This window comes from Streptomyces sp. NPDC001709, from assembly GCF_053596375.1.
The window spans coordinates 1-21,356 of sequence record NZ_JBSFGB010000005.1 but is presented as its reverse complement, the minus strand read 5'-3'; the positions used below and the strand labels follow the sequence as shown (position 1 = coordinate 21,356).

Sequence of the window (21,356 nt, the reverse complement as noted above, 5' to 3'; positions counted from 1 at the left end):
GTCACCGTGGGCCATGCGACGTAGCTCAATGGCTGTGGTTCTGGTGCGCTTCTGCGGCGAGAAAGTCTCGCGCCGCGGAGGTGATTCGGTCGCGAAGGTGCTGCTGGTCCAGAGGTTGATCGTTCGACAGGTCGAGTGCTCTCGCCAGATCAACGATGGGTTGGAGCGCGTCGGGGTAGTCGAGTTCGGCTGCAGCTTCCTCAAAGATCAGCTTCGCTCCGTGCACGGGATCGAGTTGGCACGCCACGATCTGGCCTGCCCACCACTGGGCCGCGGTCCATCGGGCCTTGGCAAGATCTTCCGAGGTCAGCGACAGCAGACCCATCTCTTCCAGCACATGGTCGAACAGCTCGCGGGCCTGGGGATACTCACCACGCGCGAGGCCAGCCAGCAGGGGAAGCGAGGGAGTGTCGATGTCAGCCATCAGGGCGTCCAGGCCCAACTGGACCAGGTAAGCGTCCGAGGGGCGCCGCCAGAGTTCCATGGCCAAGTCTGCAGCGGCCATGCGGATCAGGCTGATCGCTACTACTGCGTCCACGCTGTCGCCTTCTCATCCATCTTTCCGTAGAAGGAAGTCCTATCACCGAGAGCCGGGTGGTTGATCAGGTGGCCAGCAATACGCGCTTGCGTAGCAGGCTGACACCGGCTCGGCCGAACATCTGGCGTTTGAGCATCTTGATCCTGTTGACGTGTCCTTCGACGACGCCGGAGTTCCAGGGCGGGGTCAGGCCGGCGATGACGGCGTCGAGTTCAGGGCAGTTGGCCAGGACGGCCTTGAGCCGGAGCTGTTCGATGCCGGTCAGCGTCTCGGGTCGACTGAGGATCCACCTCGTCACCACGCGGGGTGCCGGCGGTTGCGCGGTGACCGGCCGTGGCGAGGTGCGCTTCCCTCACAGGTAGGCGCTGACCCGGCCGTAGCTGCGTCGATAGCCCGAGGGAAGGATCTCCGCCCAGAGCTTCCAGGCGTTGGTGCAGCCCTCGTGTCAACGTTCGTCCAGGTAGGGCTTGTACTCATCGAGGACGGAGGTCCTGTTGTGCTGCCACGGGCCACGAAAGAGGTCTTCCGGCTTCGCAGCGTCGGCGAGGCTCTTGACGGTGCGGTGGGTCATCTGGAGCTGACGCCCGATGCAATTTTTCAGGCAACGTTCCGGAGCCCGATCGGAGCGTCAGCCGTCACTCAGCGTGCGAGCATCGCGAGGTGCCCACCCGGATTGCTGTCGATCTCGGGGAGACGGGTATCCCAGGCGGGTTGATCGGATACGAGTACCGGCCGCTGAGCAAGCCGATGTACTTCGGGGGATCGGTGAGACCTCGGCTCCTTCAACCGATGCGTCGCAGCCGGGATTGCGCGCTTCCCGTTCTCTGCGGAACGCGACGAGGAGAAGTGCGAGGAGGTGACGGAAGAGCTACGTCGTCTCGTCTCCGGCATTGACGAAACCGCCTTCGTGCAGAACGGGTTCTGGGAGACCTTCTGTAATGACGTGGCGATGGGGGACGATGCAGACTGAGATGCGTGATCTGGGACTGGTCCCACTCTGCGCGTGGGATCTCCGCCTGGTCGCGGAGTGCCGCTGTGGCGACGGCTTCTGTCAGAGTTTCAAGACGGAATCGCATGCGGACGGACAGCCGTTCGGTCCGGGACCTCTGCCGGTCTGAAGCCCGCGGTCAGCCGCTCCAGCTCGTGTACGGCGTCGTGGACGTCGTATGTCCGCAGGACGGGCTTGCACAGCCAGTCCTGCGGACAGACGTCCCAGACCCAGTACTCCGGCCTGCGATCCGGGCTTTCGTAGTCGTCATAGCGGTACAGGATGCATGGGCCCAGGAGGTCGACGTCTCCATCGGCGAAGTCGAAGGCCCTCGCGAGGCGCAGGGAGTTGTGGCTGGAGAAAGGGATGAACCGCACGAGCGAGCTGGCCCTGGCCGTCCGCCAGAGCAGCTCCTCGACCGGTGGCACCCACGAGTTGATGCGCCGGAGATGATCGTCGGTCTCGGGCGCATGCTGGATGCGGGCGTCCCACTCGGGATCCGGTTCCGTCATGTGCCCAGTGTGGTCGCCTGCTCGCGAACATGAAACTGCCTGCCCCGGCCAGCGGAGCCGGGGCAGAGATGAGACAAAGTCAGGCCCAGGCAATGCGTGTGAGGCGACGGCTCATCAGTGTGATGGCGGCCCAAGTGATCAGGGTTTCGGAGGGCTGGACAAGCCGTTCGTAGTCTAGCGCGTGCCTGTGGGCGTTCATCGTCCAGGTCAGGGCTGGTTCGACGGCCCAGCGGGGTGGGACGACGAAGCCGGTGCGGGGCGTCGGGAACGGCGGATCACCATCCGACTACCGTTGTCTCCGTATGACTCACACCGCGATCGAGATCACCGCAGAGATGGTCCGGGATCTGCTGCACGACCAGCACGAACCCCGACCTTGCTGATCACCCCTTGGGGCTTGGCGGGCGCGGCTGGGACAACCGGCTGTGGCGGCTCGGTGACGACCTCGCCGTCCGATTGCCCTGAGCGACGCAGTCTCCGGACGCGCTGCTGCGCAGTGAGCCCGCCTGGCTTCCTTCCCTCGTCCCGCACCTTCCCCTGCCGGTTCCCGTCGCGCAGCGCCTCCGCGAGCCTACCGAGCGGTTTTCGCGGCTCTGGATCGTCACCATCTGGATGCCGAGCTCGCTTGCCGACCGCGCTCCCGCCACCGCTGCGGAGGCAGCAGACACCGTGGGCGCCTCCCTGACCGCTCTTCACGGACCGGCCCCCGACGGAGCGCCGACCGGCCGCAGCCGCGGGGCCACTGGCCGACCGCGCCGAGCAGTTCGCCCGGCAGCTGACCGAGGCCACCGAGCTGGAGCTGAGCCCCAACCCGGTGCGCCATCCACGCCGTCTGGACGGACGCTGCCACTACGCCGCAGTGGACAGGCCCGGCACTGTGGCTCCACGGCAACCTGCCTCCAGTTTCCACAGCAGCACCTACCGGCCGACTGAAAGCCCTCAACGGCATCCTCATAGGAGAAGCCGGCATTCACGGCCGCCCCGGCGGCAAGCCCAAGCGCATTTTGAGCGGTTGGCAGTGTTCGCCCGGCTTGTGTCAGCTCGCTGGGAGCGGGCGATACCGCAGGTTCACTGCCGCCGAGCGATCATCGTCGTTGAGTAGCTCAAGCCGGACAGGGGTGCCTCCGGGGTTGTCGAACAGCCGGATTCCTTCACCGAGCAACACCGGCACGATGTGCAGATCGATTTCGTCGATTAGTCCGCGCTCCAGGAGTTGTCGGCCGATCGTGGGCGAGAAGACCTCGAGGTTCTTGCCGTTGGCTGCTTCCAGCCCGATCCGGACCGCCTCGGCTACGTCGCAGCGCAAGAACGTCACCCCGTTGGCGGGCTGCGCGTCTTCAGGGTGGTGTGTCAGGACGAACAGTGGCCCCTGCCAGGCACCCCCGTAGATGGTGCTGGCATCGGGATAGGCGTCCCAGCCGTCCCGACCGCCCAGCACGGCACCGGTCGTCTGGACATACTCATCGATGAGGCCGGGCCGGAACGAGAAGCCGGTCATCCAGTCCATCGCATGATTCGGCCCCGCCACGAACCCGTCCAACGACATGGTGAAGTGCCAGAGCACCTTTCCCCCTGCACTCCGGCGTTCCGTGCGCACCAGCGAAGGGGCGGGCGAGATGGCGGTGCTTTGAGGGGGCTTGGCGTCCATGGCCGTTCCTCTCGTCGGTTTCCCTTGCACTGGTGGACTCGGCTCCGCCTCGAAACTCACCGCTTACGTCTTCGCTTGGTAGGCGACGGTGGCCGTATCTGCCCCCGAGACGGCGCGATAAGCCATTCTCGACAGCCTCGTCGATGGCACACGCTCAAGGCCCAGTGGCACAGGACACGATCTGGCTCGGTCTCAGGCGACTTGGTTCGCTTACGTGCTTGTAGGGGGTGCCGCCAGTACCTGTCCGAGCATCCTGAGTACGCCGCCGCGTCTCCTAGCCTGCGCTGGTCGGCGGTTCCGCAATGCCGATGAAGTTCCCGGCCATGGTCCGGATACGGACTGACCACCCCAGCGCGGTGAGATCGTCCGTGAGGGTCTGGGCATCGTGGAATACCTTCACGATGCGGTACTGGCTGCCATCATCGAGCCGGCGCAGCGCCGCAGGGGCCGGCTGGTCCGCGAGGACTTCCTCGTATGCGGCTGCGGCGGGACCGTCGTCGATGAAGATCGCTTTGCCGCCTGGCGCGAGTGCGGCGGCGACGGTGTTCCAGAAGTCGGGCAACCGCGTCGGCGGGATATGGGAGAGCCAGAAGGCGAAGAACACGGTGTCGTAGCGTCGTGGCGGCTGCCACTCGAACAGGTCGGCCTCAAGGAACTGGACGGAGTGGGATGCGGTGCGCGCCTGAGCGAGGGCCAACACTTCGGTTGCCGCGTCGACGGCCGTCACCGAACGTGCCCGTTCGGCAAGCCTCAGGGTCCACTGGCCCGTTCCGCAGGCCAGCTCCAGCACATCCCCGGCAATCGGGAGGTCATCGACGACAGCCAGCAATTCCTGTAGGGCTTCGTGCTCTGCGTAGGGCCGGTCGTATTCGGCCGCGCCGGCCCTGTAGTACGCCCTCTGCTCTGCCAGGAGAGCGTCGTCATCCATACAGGTTCCTCTCATCCGGGTTCGGTCAAAGCCCATCATGCTCAGCTCGCCGGCTTGGTTGCCGCAGACACTGTCGGCCTTCACCTTTGGGCAAGGTCAAGAGTCACGAGGACCGGGGAACGTCCTCGTCGACTGGCGGGTGTCGCTCGTCGGCGTGATGCCTTCCGCGTCCCGGTCAGGGTGGTGGTCGGTGTTGCCGTACCGCAGGCTGCTGCCCCTGGAGGCGGGCCTGGAACATGCTGCCGCGCGGCGGCTGATCACCCCGGGATCATCGTCTGTGACCGGGGCATGGAGGCGCTGAGCGCGGGGGAGTCGAGGACGACGCGGGAGACGAGGAAGCGACGGTGGACTGTCGACTTCGATATGCCGAAGCCAAGGCGGAAGAGCCGACCAGGCACAGCCGCTGACCAACACCTTGCGCTCAAGCCGCGTCGTCCCCGGCATCCCGCCCGTCCGACCCCGGGGAGGACCGAGACGTCGACGCTCGACCAAGCTGCACGGGGACAAGGGTTACGACTATGACCACCTGCGCCGCTGGCTTCCCGAGCGCGGCATTCGTCACCCCGTCGCCCGCAAAGGCATCGAATCCTCCGGCTGACTCGGCCGGCACCGCTGGGTCGTCGAACGCACAGTGTCCTGGCTGGCCGGATGCCGCCGCCTACGTCGCCGCTACGAGCGCACGGCCGAGCGCTTCCTTGCCTTCGGCGTCATCAGTCCTCATCGGCTACCGCAGGCTGACCAAGTGAAACGACTCCCCGTAGCTGAGGCCGCTCACCGTATGTCCGCGGCGAGACTGTACTCCGGAAGTGCGATGTTCCCGGCCTTGGCGAACTGCGCGGCGAGCAGGTTGCGCATCGGCCAGCGGGTCATCTGCCGCATGGAGAGGTCCCGCAGACGGATGCCGAGCCGGCCCGAGGGGGCGTATCCCGAGGCTCCGCCCGGCGGGAGCTGCTGGGCCTGGCTCACGTACGGGCGCATCGCCTCGTCGTAGCGGCGGAAGGCGACGCGGTGGTCGCCCGCGGCAGCGGCGATTTCACCGGCCAGTACGTATGCTCCGACCAGAGCCAGGCTGGTCCCCAGGCCGGTCAACGGAGTTGCACAGTATCCGGCGTCGCCCAGCAGCGCCACGCGACCGCGCGACCAGCGGTCGAGGCGGACCTGGCCCATGGAGTCGAAGAAGAAGTCCGGGGCGGTGCGCATCGCCTGCAGCAGGCGCGGGGTCTCCCAGCCGACGTCGGCGAAACGCTGGGCCACAAGCTCCTGCTGGGCGGCGACGTCGCGGCGGTCGTAGGTGATCGGTGCCGAGCGGAAGCTGAGGCCGGCCTTGATCTCGCCGGTGACGCGGCCAGGTCGCGCGGAGACGACCAGGCCGCCGGGCGCGTTGTGCATCAGGTACCAGCCGTCGAGATCCAAGTCGTCGGCAGCGGTGAACCAGGCTGTGTAGAGGCCCAGCGGATGGACGAACTCCTGCTCCGGGCCGAAGGCCAACGCACGCACCACGGAGTGCGGTCCGTCCGCGCCGACGACCAGCCCGAACCGGCGGGGGGCAGCCTTCTCGAAGGTGACGGTGACCCCGTCCGCGTCCTGAGCGATCCCGGTGACGGTGTCGTCGAGCAGGTACTCCGTGTCGGGCAGGGTGGACTCGTACAGCAGACGGGCCAGATCGCCACGGAGGATCTCGATCTCGGAGACGATCCCCTCACCGCCGAAGCTGTCGGCAGGCACGCGCGCGGTGGTGCGACCGGAGGCGTCGATGAGGGCGAGGCCGCGTTGGTCCACGCTCTCCGCCCTTGCCTGGTCCATCAGGCCCATCCGCTCGATCACGGTGCGGCCGGCACCGCGCAGATCGACGGTCTGCCCGCCGGGCCGCGGTCTCGGCGCGCGTTCGACGATCGTGACCGTGAAGCCTCTCTTGCGTAGCCAGTACGCCAGAGCAGGCCCCGCGATGCCAGCACCGCAGATGAGTATCTCGTTGTTCGGCATGATGGCGAACGTACGCCGTACGCGTAGTAGTGCGCAAGCATGAAATGCCTTCTCATTGTGCGACGTTGGCTAGTGCCGCACTAGTGCGGGGATAGGTGGAATGTGTCGCGCGGGCCGTATCGCCCGGTGTCGACGGGCTACGATGGCGCCCATCCAGGTGCACTAGTGCGGAGGGTGTCGGGGTGAGCGGACAGGCGGTACCGCGCTACAAGCAGATCGTTGCCGAACTGCGGCGGCAGATAGAGATGGGCGAACTGGCGCCGGGCGATCGCGTGCCCTCGACCCGCGAGATCACCAAGCAGTGGGGCGTCGCGATGGCGACCGCGACCAAGGTGCTCACCGAACTGCGTCGCGAGGGCATGGTCCGCGCCGTTCCCGGCGTCGGGACGGTCGTGGAGGCCCCGAGCCGCCCGGTACGCAACTCCCGCCCCGCCACCGCCCCACGCTCGGGCGGGCCGACCGATGCCTCATCGGGCCAGGCGGCACTCACGCTCGGGCGGATCGTCGCCGCCGCTGTCACGGTCGCCGACACAGAAGGGCTGGCCGCGGTCTCGATGCGCCGGGTGGCCGCCGAACTAGGGGTGGCAGCCATGTCGCTCTACCGGCACGTGGCCGACAAGGACGACCTGCTGACACGGATGATGGACACGGTCATCGCGGAGCGCCCGCTGCCCGCCGACCCACCGGCGGGTTGGCGAGAAGCGATCGAGCTGGCGGCCCGGCAGCTCTGGGGCCTGTTCCGCCGCCACCCGTGGCTAGCCCCGGCCCTGTCCGTGACCCGGCCTCAGGTGATCACCTCGGCACTGCCGTACAGCGAGTGGATGCTCGCCACCTTGCATGCGCACGGACTCGATCTGCACTCCGCTTTCACGGCGCACCTCATGCTGCTCAACTACGCCCGTGGAATCGCCGTCAATCTGGAGGCGGAAAAGGATGCGGAGGCGCACAGCGGTCTGGACAGCGAGGAGTGGATGGACACCCAGGAGCCCGCACTCCTGGCGATTCTGGCCACCGGCCGGTTCCCCGCGCTCTCCCGCCTCGCCGAGACCAGTTACGACCTCGACCTCGACGCCCTCTTCGAGTTCGGCCTCCAGCGCCTCCTCGACGGCCTAGCCTCACTCCTCAACGAGAGTTCTGCCAGTTGAACGAAGAACCCGAGAGGCCCCGACACGAAGGGATACGGGGCGCGGCCCGTGCCGGCGCCCGCCGCGGCGGGCGCCGGGCAATCGCTCTGCGGTTGCCGCAGCACAGTGATAGACATCCGGAGTGCAACACACTCTGGACTTCCCTGACCTGCTGCGACTGATCGACGAACGGTCGACGGCCTTCCGCGCCGCGGTCGCCGCCGCGCCCAGCCTCGACGTGCAGGTGCCGACCTGCCCCGAGTGGACGCTGTTCGATCTGGTGCAGCACTTGGGCGAGGGGCGCCGAGCCTGGGCCGCCACCATCGCCGCAGGGCCTGACGCCACGGCCAAGTCCACACCGCAGGGCGACCCGGCCGCACCTAGGGAGCGCGAGGCCCTGCTGGCCTGGTTGGCCGCATCGACGCAGCAGCTACTGGACGCACTGCGGGAGGCCGGCCCGGATCGCGGTTGCTGGGCGTGGTGGGGTAAGTCGCAGTCGCCGCAGACCTGCGGTGCCGCCGCCCGACGCCAACTCCACGAGATCGCGGTGCACACCTATGACGCCCAGCTCACCCTGGGCGCCCCGCAGCCGCTGCCGGACGAGGTGGCTCTCGACGGCGTCGAGGAGTTCCTGTCCACCATCTGCACGACGACGGTCGCCTGGCCGCACGAGCCCGCTGCCGTCGATTACCACGCCACCGAGGGCCGCTCCTGGCGCAACACGCTCTCCGGCGACGGCTCACGGGCCGCCCGCCTGCCCACACCCGGCACAATGCCCGCCACCGCCACCGCCACCGCCACGGCCACTGTCACCGCCACCTCCACCGGCGAGGCCCCGGACGCGGCCGTCGCCTCCGCCCGAGGCACGGCCAACGAAATGGTCCTCGCCCTCTACGGCCGTATTCCGTTGGACTCCCTGAAGCTGGACGGCAACCGACGTCTGTTCGACCAGCTGGTGGCCTGGGACCCGGAGCGGTAGGACCCGACGGTCCGCCACCTCGTCCACCCCGAGGGCATGCCTTCGCTGAACTCTGCCTACATCCGGCAACATGCATCCAACCTCGCTCTATCTCGCCCCCGATGTGCGTGTCGGGCATAGGGAAAGCCTTTAGGCTGCGGCGATGGAACGCTTAACCGACGTGCCCGAGAGCTTCGCCCAGTCTGCAGATCCGGGCCGGGTGAATGATTACGACAGCTTCGCCGAGGCGTACTCGGCGGAAACCGAGAACAACCTTGTGAACGCGTACTACGAGCGGCCCGCGATGTTGGCTCTCGCCGGTGACGTGGCCGGTCGCCGGATCCTGGACGCCGGTTGCGGCTCGGGCCCCCTGTCCGCTGCACTGCGCGACCGCGGTGCGGTCGTCACCGGCATCGACGCCAGCGCCGGGATGCTGGCGTTGGCCAGGCGGCGGCTCGGTGATGACGTAGCCCTGCACGTGGTCGACCTGAGGCGCCGTCTGCCGTTCGACGACGGTGCGTTCGACGACGTGGTCGCGTCGCTGGTGATGCACTACCTGCAGGACTGGGGGCCGACGCTGGCCGAGTTGCGGCGCGTGCTCAGGCCCGGCGGCCGGCTGATCGCGTCGGTGGACCACCCTTTCGTGGCCTACACAATCGAGGATCCTCGGCCCGACTATTTCGCGACCACCAGCTATACCTTCGACTGGACGTTCAAGGGGCAGTCCGTCCCGATGAGGTTCTGGCGTAGGCCGTTGCACGCGATGACCGATGCCTTCACCACCGCCGGCTTCCGCCTTTCCGACATCAGCGAGCCGCAGCCGGATCCCGCCGCCCGTGAGGCGTTCCCCGACGGCTTCCATGACCTTTCGACCAAAACCTGCTTCCTGTTCTTCGTCGTCGAGGTACCGCCGTCGGCTACCGGCTCGGACGACTAGCCAGTCGCGGATCACGAGCGGAGCCGGAGTCGGATCGAGGCGACGATGACGGCGCCGTGGCGTCAGCCCGGACAGCCGCGAAGATCTTGTCCCGCGTGCCGTCCGCCGACCAGCGTCTTGCCGCACTTGCTGTTGTCGACGTGGCCGTTGCTCCACCCCCCCGAGGTTGCCGCCCATACGCCGTTCACGCTGGCCGCGGTGTAACCCGGTACTTCGGTGGGCGCGTGCACATCACGGCCTGGTCCAGGGCCGCCAGGGCTTGTTGGTGCCAGTCGGCGATGAGCCGTTCGACGCCGTAGCGGGCGCCAGCGGTCTCCAGGACGGCCCGGATCCCGGCGGCTCCGCCCTCGTCGTGGTCATCACGGTCGGCCAAGTTGTGCAGAACGGGGCGAGGCGAGCCGGTCGGGGGCGTCAACCAGGCTGTGGGCGCGCGTGTACCGGTCGTGCTGTGCGCGCGTCCCGGGCGGGCGCTGCGACCAGTGTGTACTTGTGCGGCTCTGGGAAGGCTCCTCTCCCCACGGAGTCAGGGAGGGGCGGGCGGCATGGAGCCATTGACGCCGAACGATCCTCGCGAGGTCGGTCGCTACCGGGTGCTTGCCCGCTTGGGCAGTGGGGGGATGGGGCGGGTCTATCTGGCCCAGTCGCCGGAGAGCCGACTGGTCGCGTTGAAGGTCATTCGCCCCGATCTCGCGGAGGATCCCACCTTCCGCAGGAGGTTTGCCCGGGAGGTTGCCGCCTCCCGGTCGGTGTCCGGGCCCTACACCGCAGGAGTCGTCGACGCCGAGCCCGACGGCAAGCCGCCCTGGCTGGCCACCGCCTATATCCCTGGCTCCTCGTTACAGGATGCGGTGCTGGCCCGGGGGCCGCTGCCGGAGTCTTCCGTGCGGGAGCTGGGCCTTGGGCTGGTCCAGGCGCTCACCGCCATTCATGCGGCCGGCGTGGTGCACCGCGACCTCAAGCCGGGCAACGTGCTACTGGCGGCCGACGGTCCCAGGGTCATCGACTTCGGTATCTCCCGGGTCGTCGAAGCGAGCGCATTGACCGGCACGGGGACCATGATGGGCTCACCCGGATACATGGCGCCGGAGCAGATCCGTGGCAAGGGCGTCGGGGCCGCCGTGGACGTCTTCGCGCTGGGCGCAGTCCTCGTCTTCGCGTCCACCGGGATGGGGCCGTTCGGTGAGGGCACGGCCCACCTGTTGCTGTACCGCATCATGCACGAGGAGCCGTATCTCGGCGCGGTACCGGATCGGCTGCGCGGGATCGCCGCCGTCTGTCTGGACAAGGACGCGGCGCGGCGCCCCGGGCTGCCCGAGGTCGGCGCGGTGCTGGGCCGGGGCCGGCCCACGGCCGCCCTGTTCGAATCCGGCTGGCTGCCCCGCCCGGTGGCGGCCACGCCGACCATGGACCCGCGGCACATCCTCGTGCGCGCGTCGGGCGGCCGCGGCGACACCGGTGATCGCCCCCTGACGACCGGATCGGGTCCGAGCGAGGTCCCCGCTCCGGTGGCCACAGCGCCAGGCCGGCGGCGTGTGCTGCTGGCCGCCGCCGGTCTCACCGTCTCAGCCGCCCTGGGGTTCACCGGCTGGCGGCTGCTGGACGGCGACCCCTCGAAGGCCGGTACCCGGCTGTGGCGCTTCCCGCTCGCCGGCGTCCTGGTCAACCATCCCGGGGTCGCGGGCGATCTGGTGTACGCGGCGAGCAATGACGGCACGCTGTACGCGGTCGACGCGGCCAAAGGCGAGCGGCGCTGGTCGTACACCACCAAAGCGGCGCTGGGCTCAGCCCCGTATCTCGTGGGCGGAGTGGTCTACCTGGGCGGTGACGACGGCAAGCTGTACGCGCTCGACGCGAGGACGGGCGCGGAACGCTGGGTCTTCACCACCGGCGGGATCGTGCACTCGCCGGTGGTGACCGGGGGAGTCGCCTATGTCGGCAGCTCCGACGGATACCTGTACGCCGTCGAGGTGTCCGGCGGCAAGCGTCTGTGGCGGTTCAGGACCGGCCATGACACCCACTGTCCGGCCGTCGTCGAGGACACCGTCTACGTCGGGTGCAGCGATACGCGTCTGTACGCCGTCAACGCCTACGACGGCAGCGAGCGCTGGACGTTCACCACGGCCGGCGCCGTCTCCTGGATCCCTGTGGTGGCGGGCGGACTGGTGTACTTCTGTAGTACCGACGAGACCCTGTACGCCGTCCGCGCCAGCACGGGCCAAGAGGTGTGGCGGGCCGGCGGGGTCTCCGCCAAGGCGGGGCCGGCGGTGGCGCGTGGCCTGGTCTGCTGCGGCGGCGGCCGGGACCTGCGAGCCTATGACGCCATCACGGGCAGGAAGCGGTGGTCGCTGAACACCGGGGGCGACGTGGGCGCACCCGTGATGGCGGACGGGGTCGTGTACGTCGGCAGCGGCGATCAGAAGCTGTACGCGGTGGACGCCGCCGACGGAAAGCAACGCTGGACCTTCACCGCCGGCGCGGAGGTGCACCCGCCGGCGGTCACCGCCGACGCCGTGTACTTCGGCGGGGCCGACAGCCAGCTCTACGCCGTCCGCGCGTAACCGCTCGCGCGCCCCCACACACCTCTGGCACGCCCCCACGCGCCCGGCAGCAGGAACCGGCCGACCGCGCACCGTGTCTGAAACCGTGCGTAGAGTTCGGCCGGAGTTCTTGGCGCCGCAGGGGGTGCGGCGCTCCTGGGGGGAGGGACCATGCCGGTCTCCCGGCTTCGAGACGAGGACGCGCAGACCGCCTACCGGCGCTGCGCCTGGATCACCGGACCACTGACGGCTGTCCCGGAGGGACCGGTGCGGGTCCGGTTCAGGGCCGTCCTGAGCACACGCCAGCGAAGCTTGCTCACCGCGCTCGCCGCACTCACAGCGGTCGGCGGCATGACCCTCGTCGGCTGGCTGCTGCTGCCCGGGCACATCCCCGGACCCGGGCTCGCCAGGACCGGCGACTGGCGACTCGTGCTCGCCCGGCTCGCCTTCTGCGCGGTCGTTGCCATCGAACTCATCAAGGTGGTGCAGGTCTTCGCCGTATGGACATTCGCCTGGCACGCCAAGGACCCGCTGCCGCTCACGCCTCCCAAGGGCCTGCGGATCGCGATGCTCACCACCATCGTGCCGAGCAAGGAACCCCTCGACGTCGTCCAGCACACCCTTCAGGCCATGCTGCGGGTCACCTACTACGGCGGCAGCGTCGACGTATGGATACTCGACGAGGGCGACGACCCCGCTGTTCGAGCCCTGGCCGCCAGGCTCGGCGTTCACCACTTCACCCGCAAGGGACGCCCCGAGTACAACCGGCCCTGGGGCATCTTCCGGACCCGAACCAAGGCCGGCAACCACAACGCCTGGCGCGCCGAGCACGAGCGCCGCTACGACGTGGTCGCGCAGATGGACCCCGACCACGTCCCCCTGCCCTGCTTCCTGGAGCGCACCCTCGGCTACTTCCACGACCCCGACGTGGCGTTCGTCGTTGCTCCCCAGGTGTACGGCAACATGTACGACAACTGGATCGCCCACGGTGCCTCCGTCCAGCAGTACCTCTTCAGCGGCATCGTCGAGCGCGGCGGCAACGGACTCGACGCGCCGTTGCTCATCGGGACCAACCACCTGTACCGGCCGACCGCATGGCGGAGCATCGGCGGCTACCAGGACTCGATCATCGAGGACCACCTGACCAGCATGCGCGTCCAGGGAACGGTCAACCCTTCCACCGGCAACCGGTGGAAGGGCGTCTACACCCCGGACGTGATCGCTGTCGGCGAGGGCCCCACCAGCTGGACCGACTACTTCAACCAGCAGAAGCGCTGGGCCTACGGCGTCTGGGAGATCAAGCTCAACCACCGCCTCACCGAGGGCATCCGTCTCGACCGGCGCCAGCGGTTGCTCTACACCCTTGTCCAGTTCTACTACCCGAGCGTCGCCGCGACCCTGCTCCTCGGCACCGCGGCAACAGCCTTGGCGCTGACCCTCGGTGTCACGTCGGCCGGACTGCCCGGCCCCACTTGGCTGGCCCTGTGGTCCGCGGGGATGGGTGCCTGGCTGTGGCTGTGGTGGTGGCTGCGCCGCTTCAACCTCGCTGAGCACGAGAGGCGCGAACTGGGCATCCAGGGTTTTGCCCTGGCGCTGTTCGCCGGCCCCGTCTACGTGGCGGCAGCGGTCTCCGCCCTGCTGCGCCGGCCCCTGGCCTACGCGGTCACCGCCAAGGGAGCACTGCGCAGCGCCGATTCACTGCGCACCTTCCGTCTCCACCTGGTGTGGGCGACCCTCATCGGGGCTCCGCTGGTGGCCAGCTACGCCCTCGGGCACACCAACCCGGCCCCCCGCTTGTGGGCGATGCTGGCCGTGTTGACGGGGCTGCTGCCACCCCTCCTGGCGTCGACCCGTTCCGCCCCCCGGCCCGCGGCTCTCGCCCCCGCCACCGCGCAGCCTTCCGTCCATGTCCCACAGGCTCCAGAGCCTGCTCTTCATGGCGCCCGAGCCGTCCCACAGGGAGACGTCGCTCACCTGCCTGCTGTGGGGGCCGCCGGGCCGTCCGGATCCGCCCGCCAGGGCGCGGAGTCTTCGATCCCCACTACGCCGGGCGCCGGGCCAACTCCCTCTCCAGCACCGGTCCAGTACCCCTTGCACCTCGAGGGCCCCGCATACGTCGCCCGGACCGCCGGACCGCCTCTGCCTGCCGAACACAGCACAACGAGCGGCTTTTCCGCGCCGCCCGGCGCGGGGCATGGCTCCTGCGCCCCACCCGGCGCAAGCCCCGCCCCCACCCCCTGCACCTCGCATGCCGCAGTACATCCCCCTTCCGCCTCGCCCGCCACAGGTGCCCCCCTCCCCACCCAGCAGGGGGAGCGCCGATGAAGTTCACGGTCACCAGGCTTCTCGTCACGGTGCTCGTCATCGCGCTCGGGGGATATGTGTTCGTGGTCGGACCGCATCTCGCAGGGGAGAAGGAGCGGCGGCGGAATGCGGCCATCGATGCCGCGCTGCCGCCCACCGCAAGCATGAAACCCACCGGCGACAGTCGTGCGACCGGAAGTCGGCACCGGGTGTTTCCCGCCCGCGGTGACGCCTTCGTCGGCATCATGACCGACGCAGGCGTACACGACCTGACGGAGGCGGCCCGATTCACCCGCCGCACCGGACACCGACCGCAGGTCTACGAGTTCTCCCAGGACTGGGCGCACGACCGGTTCGACACGGACCTGATCGACAATGTGGCCCGGCGCGGCATGATGCCCCTGCTCGCCTGGGAACCCTGGGACCACCGCAAGGAGGGGGACGCGGCGCAACTCCACGGTGACCAGCCCGCCTACCGGCTCGCCCGGATCATCGACGGCACCTACGACCCCTACCTCCGCTCATGGGCCAAGGGCATCGCCTCACTCCGCTACACGGTGGGCATCCGCCTCGCCCACGAGATGAACGGCTACTGGTATCCGTGGTGCGAGCAGTCCAACGGCAACCACCCCGGCGAGTACGTGCGAGCCTGGCGGCACGTCCACGACATCTTCGAGCGGGCGGGCGCGACCAACGCGATCTGGGTGTGGAGCCCCAACGTCGGCTACGAGAACGCCACCCCGTTCGAGCGGCTCTACCCCGGCGACGCATACGTGGACTGGGTAGGACTCTCCGGCTACTACGGAACCGTCGGCAAGGAGAGCTACCAGTCGTTCGACCGGCTGTTCTCCGACTCCGAGAAGCGGCTGCGCCGCCTCACCACCAAGCCCCTCGTGATCACCGAGGTAGGCGCCACGGACGCGGACGGCCGCAAGGCGGAGTGGATCGCGGACATGTTCCGGTCGCTGCCCTGGCACCCCGACATCATCGGCGTCATCTGGTATGAGGCGGTCAAGGTGATCGACTGGAGGATCACCACCTCCGCCAGCAGCGTCAATGCCTTCACCTCAGGCGTTTCGGCCCCGCGCTACCGCACACCCTGGACCCCCGACGCCGACCCACGCCGCAGGCTCTGACCGCGAGGCGATCGGAACAATAACCCCTCCGTGCTCTGGCGCGCAGGTACGGCGTTCACCTGCGGACGGTGCGGTAAGGCGAGCCTGCGGGCCTCGCGCAGAACCGCTTGCTCGCCGAGGAGCACGCCTTCACGAACCTGACGGCCAACTTGGCGGATCCGTCATCCTCGTGAGACGGCGTCTGGCGTCCGTTCGCTGTCGACGTGACTTCACAGCCGTCGGACGCGAAGCACGCCGGTCAGCATCGGGAGAGTGAACTCGCCACGGGCGGTCTCCGGTCTGCCGGCGAGGAATGCGCGGATCCGGCCCAGCGTGACTTCTCGTTCCTGTTCTGACATGACCAACACTCCCGCGCGCGTCGCGATGGTCGCGACGAGAGAGTCGGCGGTGCGGCGCTGCCCGTGCGGGAACTCAGCCTGCTCCGGCGAGCCGAACCGGGCGGTGGCGCCAGTCTTGGGGAGGTGTATGTCGGCCGTCTCGGCGCGCCAGCTGGCAGGCGTGTCACGCGGGCCGATGGCCGCGCTCCCGCTGACCCGCGCGAGTCCGGCAACCCACTCGACCTGGTCGTCCATGAGGTTCCACAGGCCGGCCAGGATGCCACCGGGCGCGAGGACCCTGGCGATCTCGGGTCCCGCGACGGCCATGTCGAACCAATGCATGGCGTTGCCGGCCAGCACGGCATCGACCGAAGCGTTCGGCAGCGGTATCGCCTCGGCACTACCCGAGAGGGCACGGACAGCCGGCAGTGAGCGGCGCAGCTCGGTCAGCATCCCCGGGTCGGGCTCGACCGCGATGACTTCGGCACCCAGTGCGACCAGCGTGGCGGTCAGCTTGCCGGTCCCGGCGCCGAGGTCGAGCACGCGCGGGCCGGGCGCGGGTTCAAGCGCCCAGCGCACCGCGGCCTGCGCGTAGTCCGGACGGTGTGCGGCGTATGCGACCGCCGCCGCGCCGAACGACGAGGAGTGAAGGAGCCGCTCACCCTGATCCACACCGTGACGCTACAGGTGCTGTCGGCGGTCGACTACCTGCCTCACCACTTCGGCGCCTCCTTTCGCCTTCTCCGCACCCGCACAGCACACAGGTCCCAGGCGGAAGTTCACGTAATTCTTTGGGTGTTGTGTGAGCAGGCGGGGAGGACGCGCCCTGTGTCGGTCCCACCAGAGCACGAGAAGGAGATGCCGCTGGGCCGCTCGACGGTAGAACTCTCCTAGGGCATTGAAGTGTTGCAGCAGGTACGTCCTCGGGCCACCGACGATCTGGTCCGCGCCGTTGCCGATCAAGGAGACGGCCTGTGTGTCGTTGGTCGGCAGAGTGGCCAGGAGGGCCGGAAAGTCGATCTGCGCTAGCAGTTCGGAGATGTGGGCAACTTGAGCCGCGGAGAGGGCCGGCTGGGTGACGGCCATGACGGGGTCTGGAGCTCAACAAGAGCCCCACCTGAGGATTCTCGCTGTCGCTCCACCTGCAACCGACAGCCCAGCGCACGCGTCGCGTAACACGTGGAACGCGAATGGCTTTTCTCTCTCATCCCTCTGACGATCGGCGTGGCCTTCCTCGCCTTCGGCGTGCACGGCCTCCGCCGCGCCGCCGCGCTTCGCCGCGTGGGGGTCACTGCCGAGGCTCGGATTGTCCGCCATGATGTCAGGCGGGACGACGAAGGCGCCACGTTTTACCATCCGGTCGCCGCCTGGACGGCCCGGGACGGGCGCACGTGCGAGTACTCCTCCAGGTTCGGCCGGGGAGTCGTCGGAAGCGACTTCCGCGTGGGGACGCACGTCGTGGTCCGATACGATCCGGAAGCCCCACACCGGTTTACGATCGAGGGCTGGGACATGAGGGCAGTCGACCTGCTGTTCACCGTACTGGGGTCGATATTCACAGTGGGTACGGTGACGGTTTTGCTCGTCCGGCTGCTCACCCGCTGACCGTGGCCCACCCTTGGACGTCGTTGCATTTGGTGAGTCTGCGGGCTACTCGGCGATGCCTCGGGTGAGCAGGACGATGGTGACGAAGGTGCGGTACAGGCGGATGGGGTCGTCGTCGCGGAGGCGGAGGGTGAGGTCGTCCTCGCGGATCACGCCGGCGATCCAGGTCGCCATCTCGGCCAGGTCGGCGTTGCGGAAGCGGACGGTCAGCGTGGCGGGCAGGGCAATCTCGGGCAAGGGGGCGTCTGCCAGCCGTCGTACCGCGTCAGCGGCGCTCTGCGCGATCACCTCGCGGGCCTGCTCCGGGTGCAGGCTGTCGGCGGCGAAGCGGGAGACCGAGTTCTTCACCACCGCCGCCCGGATGCCGGGGCAGAACGGCTCGATCTGCGCGGCTGTGACGTCGTCGCCCGTGATCAACACGACCGGAACCCGGTGTCCGAGCGCGACCAGGGCGTTGATTCCGGCCTCCCCGGCCGGAGTGCCGTTCAGCCGGACCTCGGCGATCGCGCTCGGATTGTAGGTGTGCGACAGTGTGGCCGGGGCGCCGGACATCGAGCCGTGGTAAGCGACGAAGAAGACCGCGTCGAACGACGCGTCCAGCCCCTGCATCATGTACAGCGGCTTGTGCCGGCCGGACAGGTAGCGGGCCCGGTGCGCCAGGCGGCCCGGCCGCAAGTTGGACATCGCCGAGTGCGAGTCGTTGACCAGGAACTCCCGTGCGCCGGCCGCCGCCGCGCCCTCGATCGCCGCGTTGACCTCCTGCTGCAGCAGCTCCCGATAGTGGCCGTACTCGGAACCCGATGGCCGGCACTGGTCCCAGTCGACGACCCCAGCGGTGCCCTCCATGTCCGACGAGATGAAGACCCTCATTCGCGTGCTCCCCTCAACAGCGGCCAATGGCCTAGGCGTTCGCGTCCGGATCGTCGCCAGGCGCCGGGCAGATCCGGTGGGCGCCGCTCGTGCCGTCCTGGACCGTGCCGAACGCCGCAGGGACGGCCAGCGTGCGCTGGGCGGCGTTCCCGGCTCATACGGACAGGTAGTTGCCGTCGCGGCCCTTGATCGCCTCGTCGACGGGTGGGATCTGGGACGGGCGGACGCACAGGCGCCCCCAGCGCCCCAACCCTTCGCCCGGCCTTCCCGCGACGACTCTTCAAGCCCGCGAAGGCCTTCGACGAAGGGCCACACTGACACCACCGGAGGCAGCGGCCGAGCGGCGCGGGAGGCGATGACGGTCCGCGAGAGCGCCTAGCCGAGCTCGGAGCGCGCGCAGCCGAGGTCGGCCCGCAGATCCTCCTCGCCACCGGTGAAGTCGTTCTTCTCGCAGATCTCGTGGATCCATTCCGCCTCCTGTGCGTTCTCCACCTTCGGCACGAACGGCGTGAACGGGCAGGCGGGTCGCGGCGTCGATGGTCTCGGGGCCGGTCCGGCTCGGAGAGGGGGTTGGTCTTGACCACGACGACCCCCTCCGCGCCTGTAGTGACACCCAGTACTTCACGCCGCGCCCCCGCGTGACGCAACCGCCGTGTCGCCGAGAGCCCCCGAATCAGCCAGCGAGGCACGGCCACAGGTCCACTGCCGGTCGCCACCACGTCCCGTCCGGTTCGGACAGGCACCCGGCCACGGCCTATCCCGGCCGGAACCCGGCTTGCCTCGAGTGGGCCGGCCTGGTGAGGTGACCGTCGTGGCGGCGGACAAGGACAACGCGGACATAGACAACTCTGGCGAAGGCAACTCTGGCAACTCCCCTGATACCAGCGGCCGGAGCATGGTCACGCTGGATGACTACTACGCCGCGGCGCGTACCTCGGTCGAACCTTCCGCCTGGGACTACATCGACGGCGGCAGCGGAGATGAGACGACCCTGCGCGAGAACCTGGCCGGCTACCGGCGCTACCGGCTGCGCCCGCGCATCCTCGTCGACGTCTCCCGCTGCGACATGTCCACCACGCTGCTCGGTTCCCCGGTCGCCCTGCCCATCGCGGTGGCCCCCACCGGCTTTCACGGGCTGGTGACGCCGGAGGCCGAACCGGCCTGTGCTCGCGCCGCGGGCGAGGTGGGCGCGCTGATGGTCGTCAGCACGTTCGCCACCACGCGACTCGAGGACGTGGCACGGGCGGCACGGGGACCGTTGTGGATGCAGCTGTACGTCTTCCGGGACCGCACGGTCAGCGAGGACCTGGTCAAGCGGGCCGAGGCGGCCGGGTACCGGGCGCTCGTCGTCACCGTCGACGCCCCGGTCCGGGGGCGCCGGGTACGGGACCTGCGCAACGCCTTCACCCTCCCCTCAGGGCTGGCACCGGGAAACTTTCCCTCCGCTCCCGCCGACGGCTCTTCGGCCGAGCTGGCCGCACACATGGCCCGGCGCATCGACCCCACGTTCACCTGGGACGACCTGGCCTGGCTGCGCTCGCTGACCCGGCTTCCGATCGTCCTCAAGGGTGTTCTCACCGCCGAGGATGCCGCCCACGCAGCCGAGTTGGGGGTGGCCGCGATCGTGGTGTCCAACCACGGCGGCCGACAGCTGGACGGCTCGGTCACCGCTCTCGACGCGCTCCCCGAGGTGGTCTCCGCCGTCGCCGGACGCTGTGAAGTCCTCATCGACGGGGGTATCCGCCGAGGCTCGGACGTACTGGTCGCCCTGGCCCTGGGCGCCCGAGCAGTGCTGGTGGGTCGGCCCGTGCTGTGGGGCATGGCCGTCTCGGGGACCCAGGGCGCACGGGACATACTGTCCATCCTGCGCGCCGATCTGGAGACCGCCATGGCACTCTGCGGCCGCACCGACCTCGCGTCCGTGGACGCGAGCCTGCTACACCCGGCACCCCACCACCCATCCTAGGGCGTCCCCCCCTTTGCCAGGAGCCGGGCGATCACGACCACTGTGCCGCGGCGAATCATGCTGTCCGGCCCTGCGTGCGCTCGCATGCACGGAGCCATCCGGGCTCGGCCGGCCTGGACCGACGAACCCTTCAGGCAGGTCGGCGCCGCCGGTAGTAGGCCCAGGCCAGGGCCAGCACGATCGGCCCCCACAGCATCGCCGGGCTGATGCACACGCGGGCCAGGGCCGTCCACCATCCGTTGCTGAACCCCACCTCGGGCACAACACCCGCCCAGGCGAGCGGGTAGAGATCGAACATCGTCACCAGCGCCAGACCGCCCAGGACCGCCGGGATCACCGCAGCGAGCGGCGCCACCCGCCGACCCCCGACGAACGACACCCAGCGCGGCACCACCTCACCCCACCCGCTCACCAAGCCGGTGGTGAGCAGAGCCAGCGCCTCGGTGAGCACACTGAGCCCGACGACGTAGAACGGAGCCCACCAGGGAGCGGCCGGGGCCGCCGGGTCGATCATGCCCATAGGGAAACCGACAGCGAACGGCAGCCGCCACAGGCAGTGTGGCAGCTCCACGATCGGCATGACCCCCCATCGTCGGACCTCAACAACAGTGCGTCGGCCACACGCACGATCAGGATCCCCTCGAGAGCTCCCCACGATCGCCCTGGCGGTTACTGACCTTGTTGGCGTGATGTCGTGGCTGACAAGTGGTGGTTGTCGCGGTAGGCCGGTCACATGAGGTATCCGCAAGGGGGCGGGCTCACCGCGGAGCGACGGGCGTTTCGCGAGCACATCCGGATGCAGGCGGCCGAGTTATTCGCCCTGGGACACGACAACGCCACCGTCGCCAAGCAGTTACGTGTCAGTGTGCGGTCCGTTCAGCGGTGGCACCAGACATGGGAGCACGGCGGGACGTCGGCCCTGGAGTCGAAAGGGCCGGCGTCCCAGCCCAAGCTGAGTGAGGCACTGTTTCAGGTGCTCGAGCAGGAACTGGCCAAGGGGCCGGT

Annotated in this window: 20 protein-coding genes and 4 pseudogenes; 11 read left to right on the top strand and 13 right to left on the bottom strand. The window is 68.9% G+C overall.

The features are described from left to right. Positions 1 to 25 precede the first annotated feature (25 nt). The 4 genes and pseudogenes from ACWC0C_RS09085 to ACWC0C_RS09070 form a co-directional block, all read right to left on the bottom strand. On the bottom strand, positions 26 to 538 hold the full coding sequence (locus tag ACWC0C_RS09085; RefSeq protein ID WP_450862763.1) for a hypothetical protein: 513 nt from the start codon (positions 536 to 538) through the stop codon (positions 26 to 28). A gap of 64 nt (positions 539 to 602) precedes the next feature. Next, a complete protein-coding gene (locus ACWC0C_RS09080; RefSeq protein ID WP_450863200.1) occupies positions 603 to 836 on the bottom strand; it encodes a hypothetical protein in 234 nt (77 codons plus the stop codon). A gap of 761 nt (positions 837 to 1,597) precedes the next feature. Beyond that, on the bottom strand, positions 1,598 to 2,038 hold the full coding sequence (locus ACWC0C_RS09075; RefSeq protein WP_450862762.1) for a hypothetical protein: 441 nt from the start codon (positions 2,036 to 2,038) through the stop codon (positions 1,598 to 1,600). A 94-nt stretch (positions 2,039 to 2,132) separates the two neighbouring features. Beyond that, positions 2,133 to 2,282: pseudogene (locus ACWC0C_RS09070) on the bottom strand (IS5-like element IS4811 family transposase); the annotation flags it as partial. A gap of 58 nt (positions 2,283 to 2,340) precedes the next feature. On the opposite strand from ACWC0C_RS09070, the pseudogene ACWC0C_RS09065 reads away from it, so the two are divergent. Next, positions 2,341 to 3,030, top strand: a pseudogene (locus ACWC0C_RS09065) (phosphotransferase); the annotation flags it as partial. A gap of 44 nt (positions 3,031 to 3,074) precedes the next feature. On the opposite strand, the gene ACWC0C_RS09060 reads toward ACWC0C_RS09065, so the two are convergent. From ACWC0C_RS09060 to ACWC0C_RS09050, 3 genes and pseudogenes are all read right to left on the bottom strand, one after another. Further along, complete coding sequence (locus tag ACWC0C_RS09060) at positions 3,075 to 3,686, bottom strand: dihydrofolate reductase family protein (RefSeq protein ID WP_450862760.1); 612 nt, start codon at positions 3,684 to 3,686, stop codon at positions 3,075 to 3,077. A 274-nt stretch (positions 3,687 to 3,960) separates the two neighbouring features. Continuing rightward, a complete protein-coding gene (locus ACWC0C_RS09055; protein WP_450862759.1) occupies positions 3,961 to 4,614 on the bottom strand; it encodes a class I SAM-dependent methyltransferase in 654 nt (217 codons plus the stop codon). 329 nt (positions 4,615 to 4,943) lie between these two features. Then, a pseudogene (locus tag ACWC0C_RS09050) lies at positions 4,944 to 5,031 on the bottom strand (IS5/IS1182 family transposase); the annotation flags it as partial. Positions 5,032 to 5,044: 13 nt separating this feature from the next. On the opposite strand from ACWC0C_RS09050, the pseudogene ACWC0C_RS09045 reads away from it, so the two are divergent. Then, positions 5,045 to 5,329 (top strand): annotated as a pseudogene (locus ACWC0C_RS09045) (transposase); the annotation flags it as partial. A 56-nt stretch (positions 5,330 to 5,385) separates the two neighbouring features. Here the strand turns inward: ACWC0C_RS09045 and ACWC0C_RS09040 are convergent. Beyond that, positions 5,386 to 6,597: an FAD-dependent monooxygenase gene (locus ACWC0C_RS09040; RefSeq protein WP_450862757.1), complete on the bottom strand. Its 1,212-nt coding sequence runs from the start codon at positions 6,595 to 6,597 to the stop codon at positions 5,386 to 5,388. Between the two features lie 182 nt (positions 6,598 to 6,779). Between ACWC0C_RS09040 and ACWC0C_RS09035 the strand changes: the two genes are divergently transcribed. From ACWC0C_RS09035 to ACWC0C_RS09025, 3 genes are all read left to right on the top strand, one after another. Beyond that, positions 6,780 to 7,742: a TetR/AcrR family transcriptional regulator C-terminal domain-containing protein gene (locus ACWC0C_RS09035; RefSeq protein WP_450862755.1), complete on the top strand. Its 963-nt coding sequence runs from the start codon at positions 6,780 to 6,782 to the stop codon at positions 7,740 to 7,742. Positions 7,743 to 7,863: 121 nt separating this feature from the next. Then, a complete protein-coding gene (locus ACWC0C_RS09030; protein ID WP_450862753.1) occupies positions 7,864 to 8,700 on the top strand; it encodes a maleylpyruvate isomerase N-terminal domain-containing protein in 837 nt (278 codons plus the stop codon). 142 nt (positions 8,701 to 8,842) lie between these two features. Continuing rightward, complete coding sequence (locus tag ACWC0C_RS09025; RefSeq protein ID WP_450862752.1) at positions 8,843 to 9,616, top strand: class I SAM-dependent methyltransferase; 774 nt, start codon at positions 8,843 to 8,845, stop codon at positions 9,614 to 9,616. Positions 9,617 to 9,800: 184 nt separating this feature from the next. Here the strand turns inward: ACWC0C_RS09025 and ACWC0C_RS09020 are convergent, their stop codons facing one another. Then, positions 9,801 to 9,989, bottom strand: coding sequence for a hypothetical protein (locus ACWC0C_RS09020; RefSeq protein ID WP_450862750.1), 189 nt, complete (start codon positions 9,987 to 9,989; stop codon positions 9,801 to 9,803). A gap of 169 nt (positions 9,990 to 10,158) precedes the next feature. Here ACWC0C_RS09020 and ACWC0C_RS09015 point away from each other — a divergent pair, with 169 nt between their 5' ends. The 3 genes from ACWC0C_RS09015 (at position 10,159) to ACWC0C_RS09005 (ending at position 15,593) form a co-directional block, all read left to right on the top strand. After that, the gene (locus ACWC0C_RS09015; protein WP_450862749.1) at positions 10,159 to 12,174 is read left to right on the top strand and encodes an outer membrane protein assembly factor BamB family protein; all 2,016 of its coding nucleotides are present in this window, start codon (positions 10,159 to 10,161) and stop codon (positions 12,172 to 12,174) included. Between the two features lie 150 nt (positions 12,175 to 12,324). Beyond that, complete coding sequence (locus ACWC0C_RS09010; protein ID WP_450862747.1) at positions 12,325 to 14,478, top strand: glycosyltransferase family 2 protein; 2,154 nt, start codon at positions 12,325 to 12,327, stop codon at positions 14,476 to 14,478. Further along, positions 14,475 to 15,593 carry a glycoside hydrolase family 26 protein gene (locus tag ACWC0C_RS09005; RefSeq protein ID WP_450862745.1) on the top strand — a complete coding sequence of 373 codons (1,119 nt, stop codon included), beginning with the start codon at positions 14,475 to 14,477 and terminating at the stop codon, positions 15,591 to 15,593. The genes ACWC0C_RS09010 and ACWC0C_RS09005 overlap by 4 nt, the downstream gene beginning before the upstream one ends. Before the next feature lie 209 nt (positions 15,594 to 15,802). Here ACWC0C_RS09005 and ACWC0C_RS09000 read toward each other — a convergent pair whose 3' ends face one another. Together ACWC0C_RS09000 and ACWC0C_RS08995 are read right to left on the bottom strand one after the other, a co-directional pair. Further along, entirely contained in the window at positions 15,803 to 16,582 is a 780-nt protein-coding gene (locus ACWC0C_RS09000) for a class I SAM-dependent methyltransferase (RefSeq protein WP_450862743.1), read from the bottom strand. A gap of 9 nt (positions 16,583 to 16,591) precedes the next feature. Continuing rightward, complete coding sequence (locus ACWC0C_RS08995) at positions 16,592 to 16,996, bottom strand: DUF1877 family protein (protein ID WP_450862741.1); 405 nt, start codon at positions 16,994 to 16,996, stop codon at positions 16,592 to 16,594. 93 nt (positions 16,997 to 17,089) lie between these two features. Here ACWC0C_RS08995 and ACWC0C_RS08990 point away from each other — a divergent pair, with 93 nt between their 5' ends. Next, the gene (locus ACWC0C_RS08990; RefSeq protein WP_450862740.1) at positions 17,090 to 17,515 is read left to right on the top strand and encodes a DUF3592 domain-containing protein; all 426 of its coding nucleotides are present in this window, start codon (positions 17,090 to 17,092) and stop codon (positions 17,513 to 17,515) included. Positions 17,516 to 17,560: 45 nt separating this feature from the next. Here the strand turns inward: ACWC0C_RS08990 and ACWC0C_RS08985 are convergent, their stop codons facing one another. Further along, positions 17,561 to 18,385 carry a M55 family metallopeptidase gene (locus ACWC0C_RS08985; protein ID WP_450862738.1) on the bottom strand — a complete coding sequence of 275 codons (825 nt, stop codon included), beginning with the start codon at positions 18,383 to 18,385 and terminating at the stop codon, positions 17,561 to 17,563. 895 nt (positions 18,386 to 19,280) lie between these two features. Here ACWC0C_RS08985 and ACWC0C_RS08980 point away from each other — a divergent pair. After that, entirely contained in the window at positions 19,281 to 20,351 is a 1,071-nt protein-coding gene (locus ACWC0C_RS08980; protein WP_450862737.1) for an alpha-hydroxy acid oxidase, read from the top strand. A gap of 130 nt (positions 20,352 to 20,481) precedes the next feature. Here ACWC0C_RS08980 and ACWC0C_RS08975 read toward each other — a convergent pair whose 3' ends face one another. Continuing rightward, entirely contained in the window at positions 20,482 to 20,931 is a 450-nt protein-coding gene (locus ACWC0C_RS08975; protein WP_450862735.1) for a hypothetical protein, read from the bottom strand. A gap of 153 nt (positions 20,932 to 21,084) precedes the next feature. Here ACWC0C_RS08975 and ACWC0C_RS08970 point away from each other — a divergent pair. After that, a partial coding sequence (locus ACWC0C_RS08970) for a helix-turn-helix domain-containing protein (RefSeq protein ID WP_450862733.1) occupies positions 21,085 to 21,356 on the top strand: 272 nt, incomplete at its 3' end.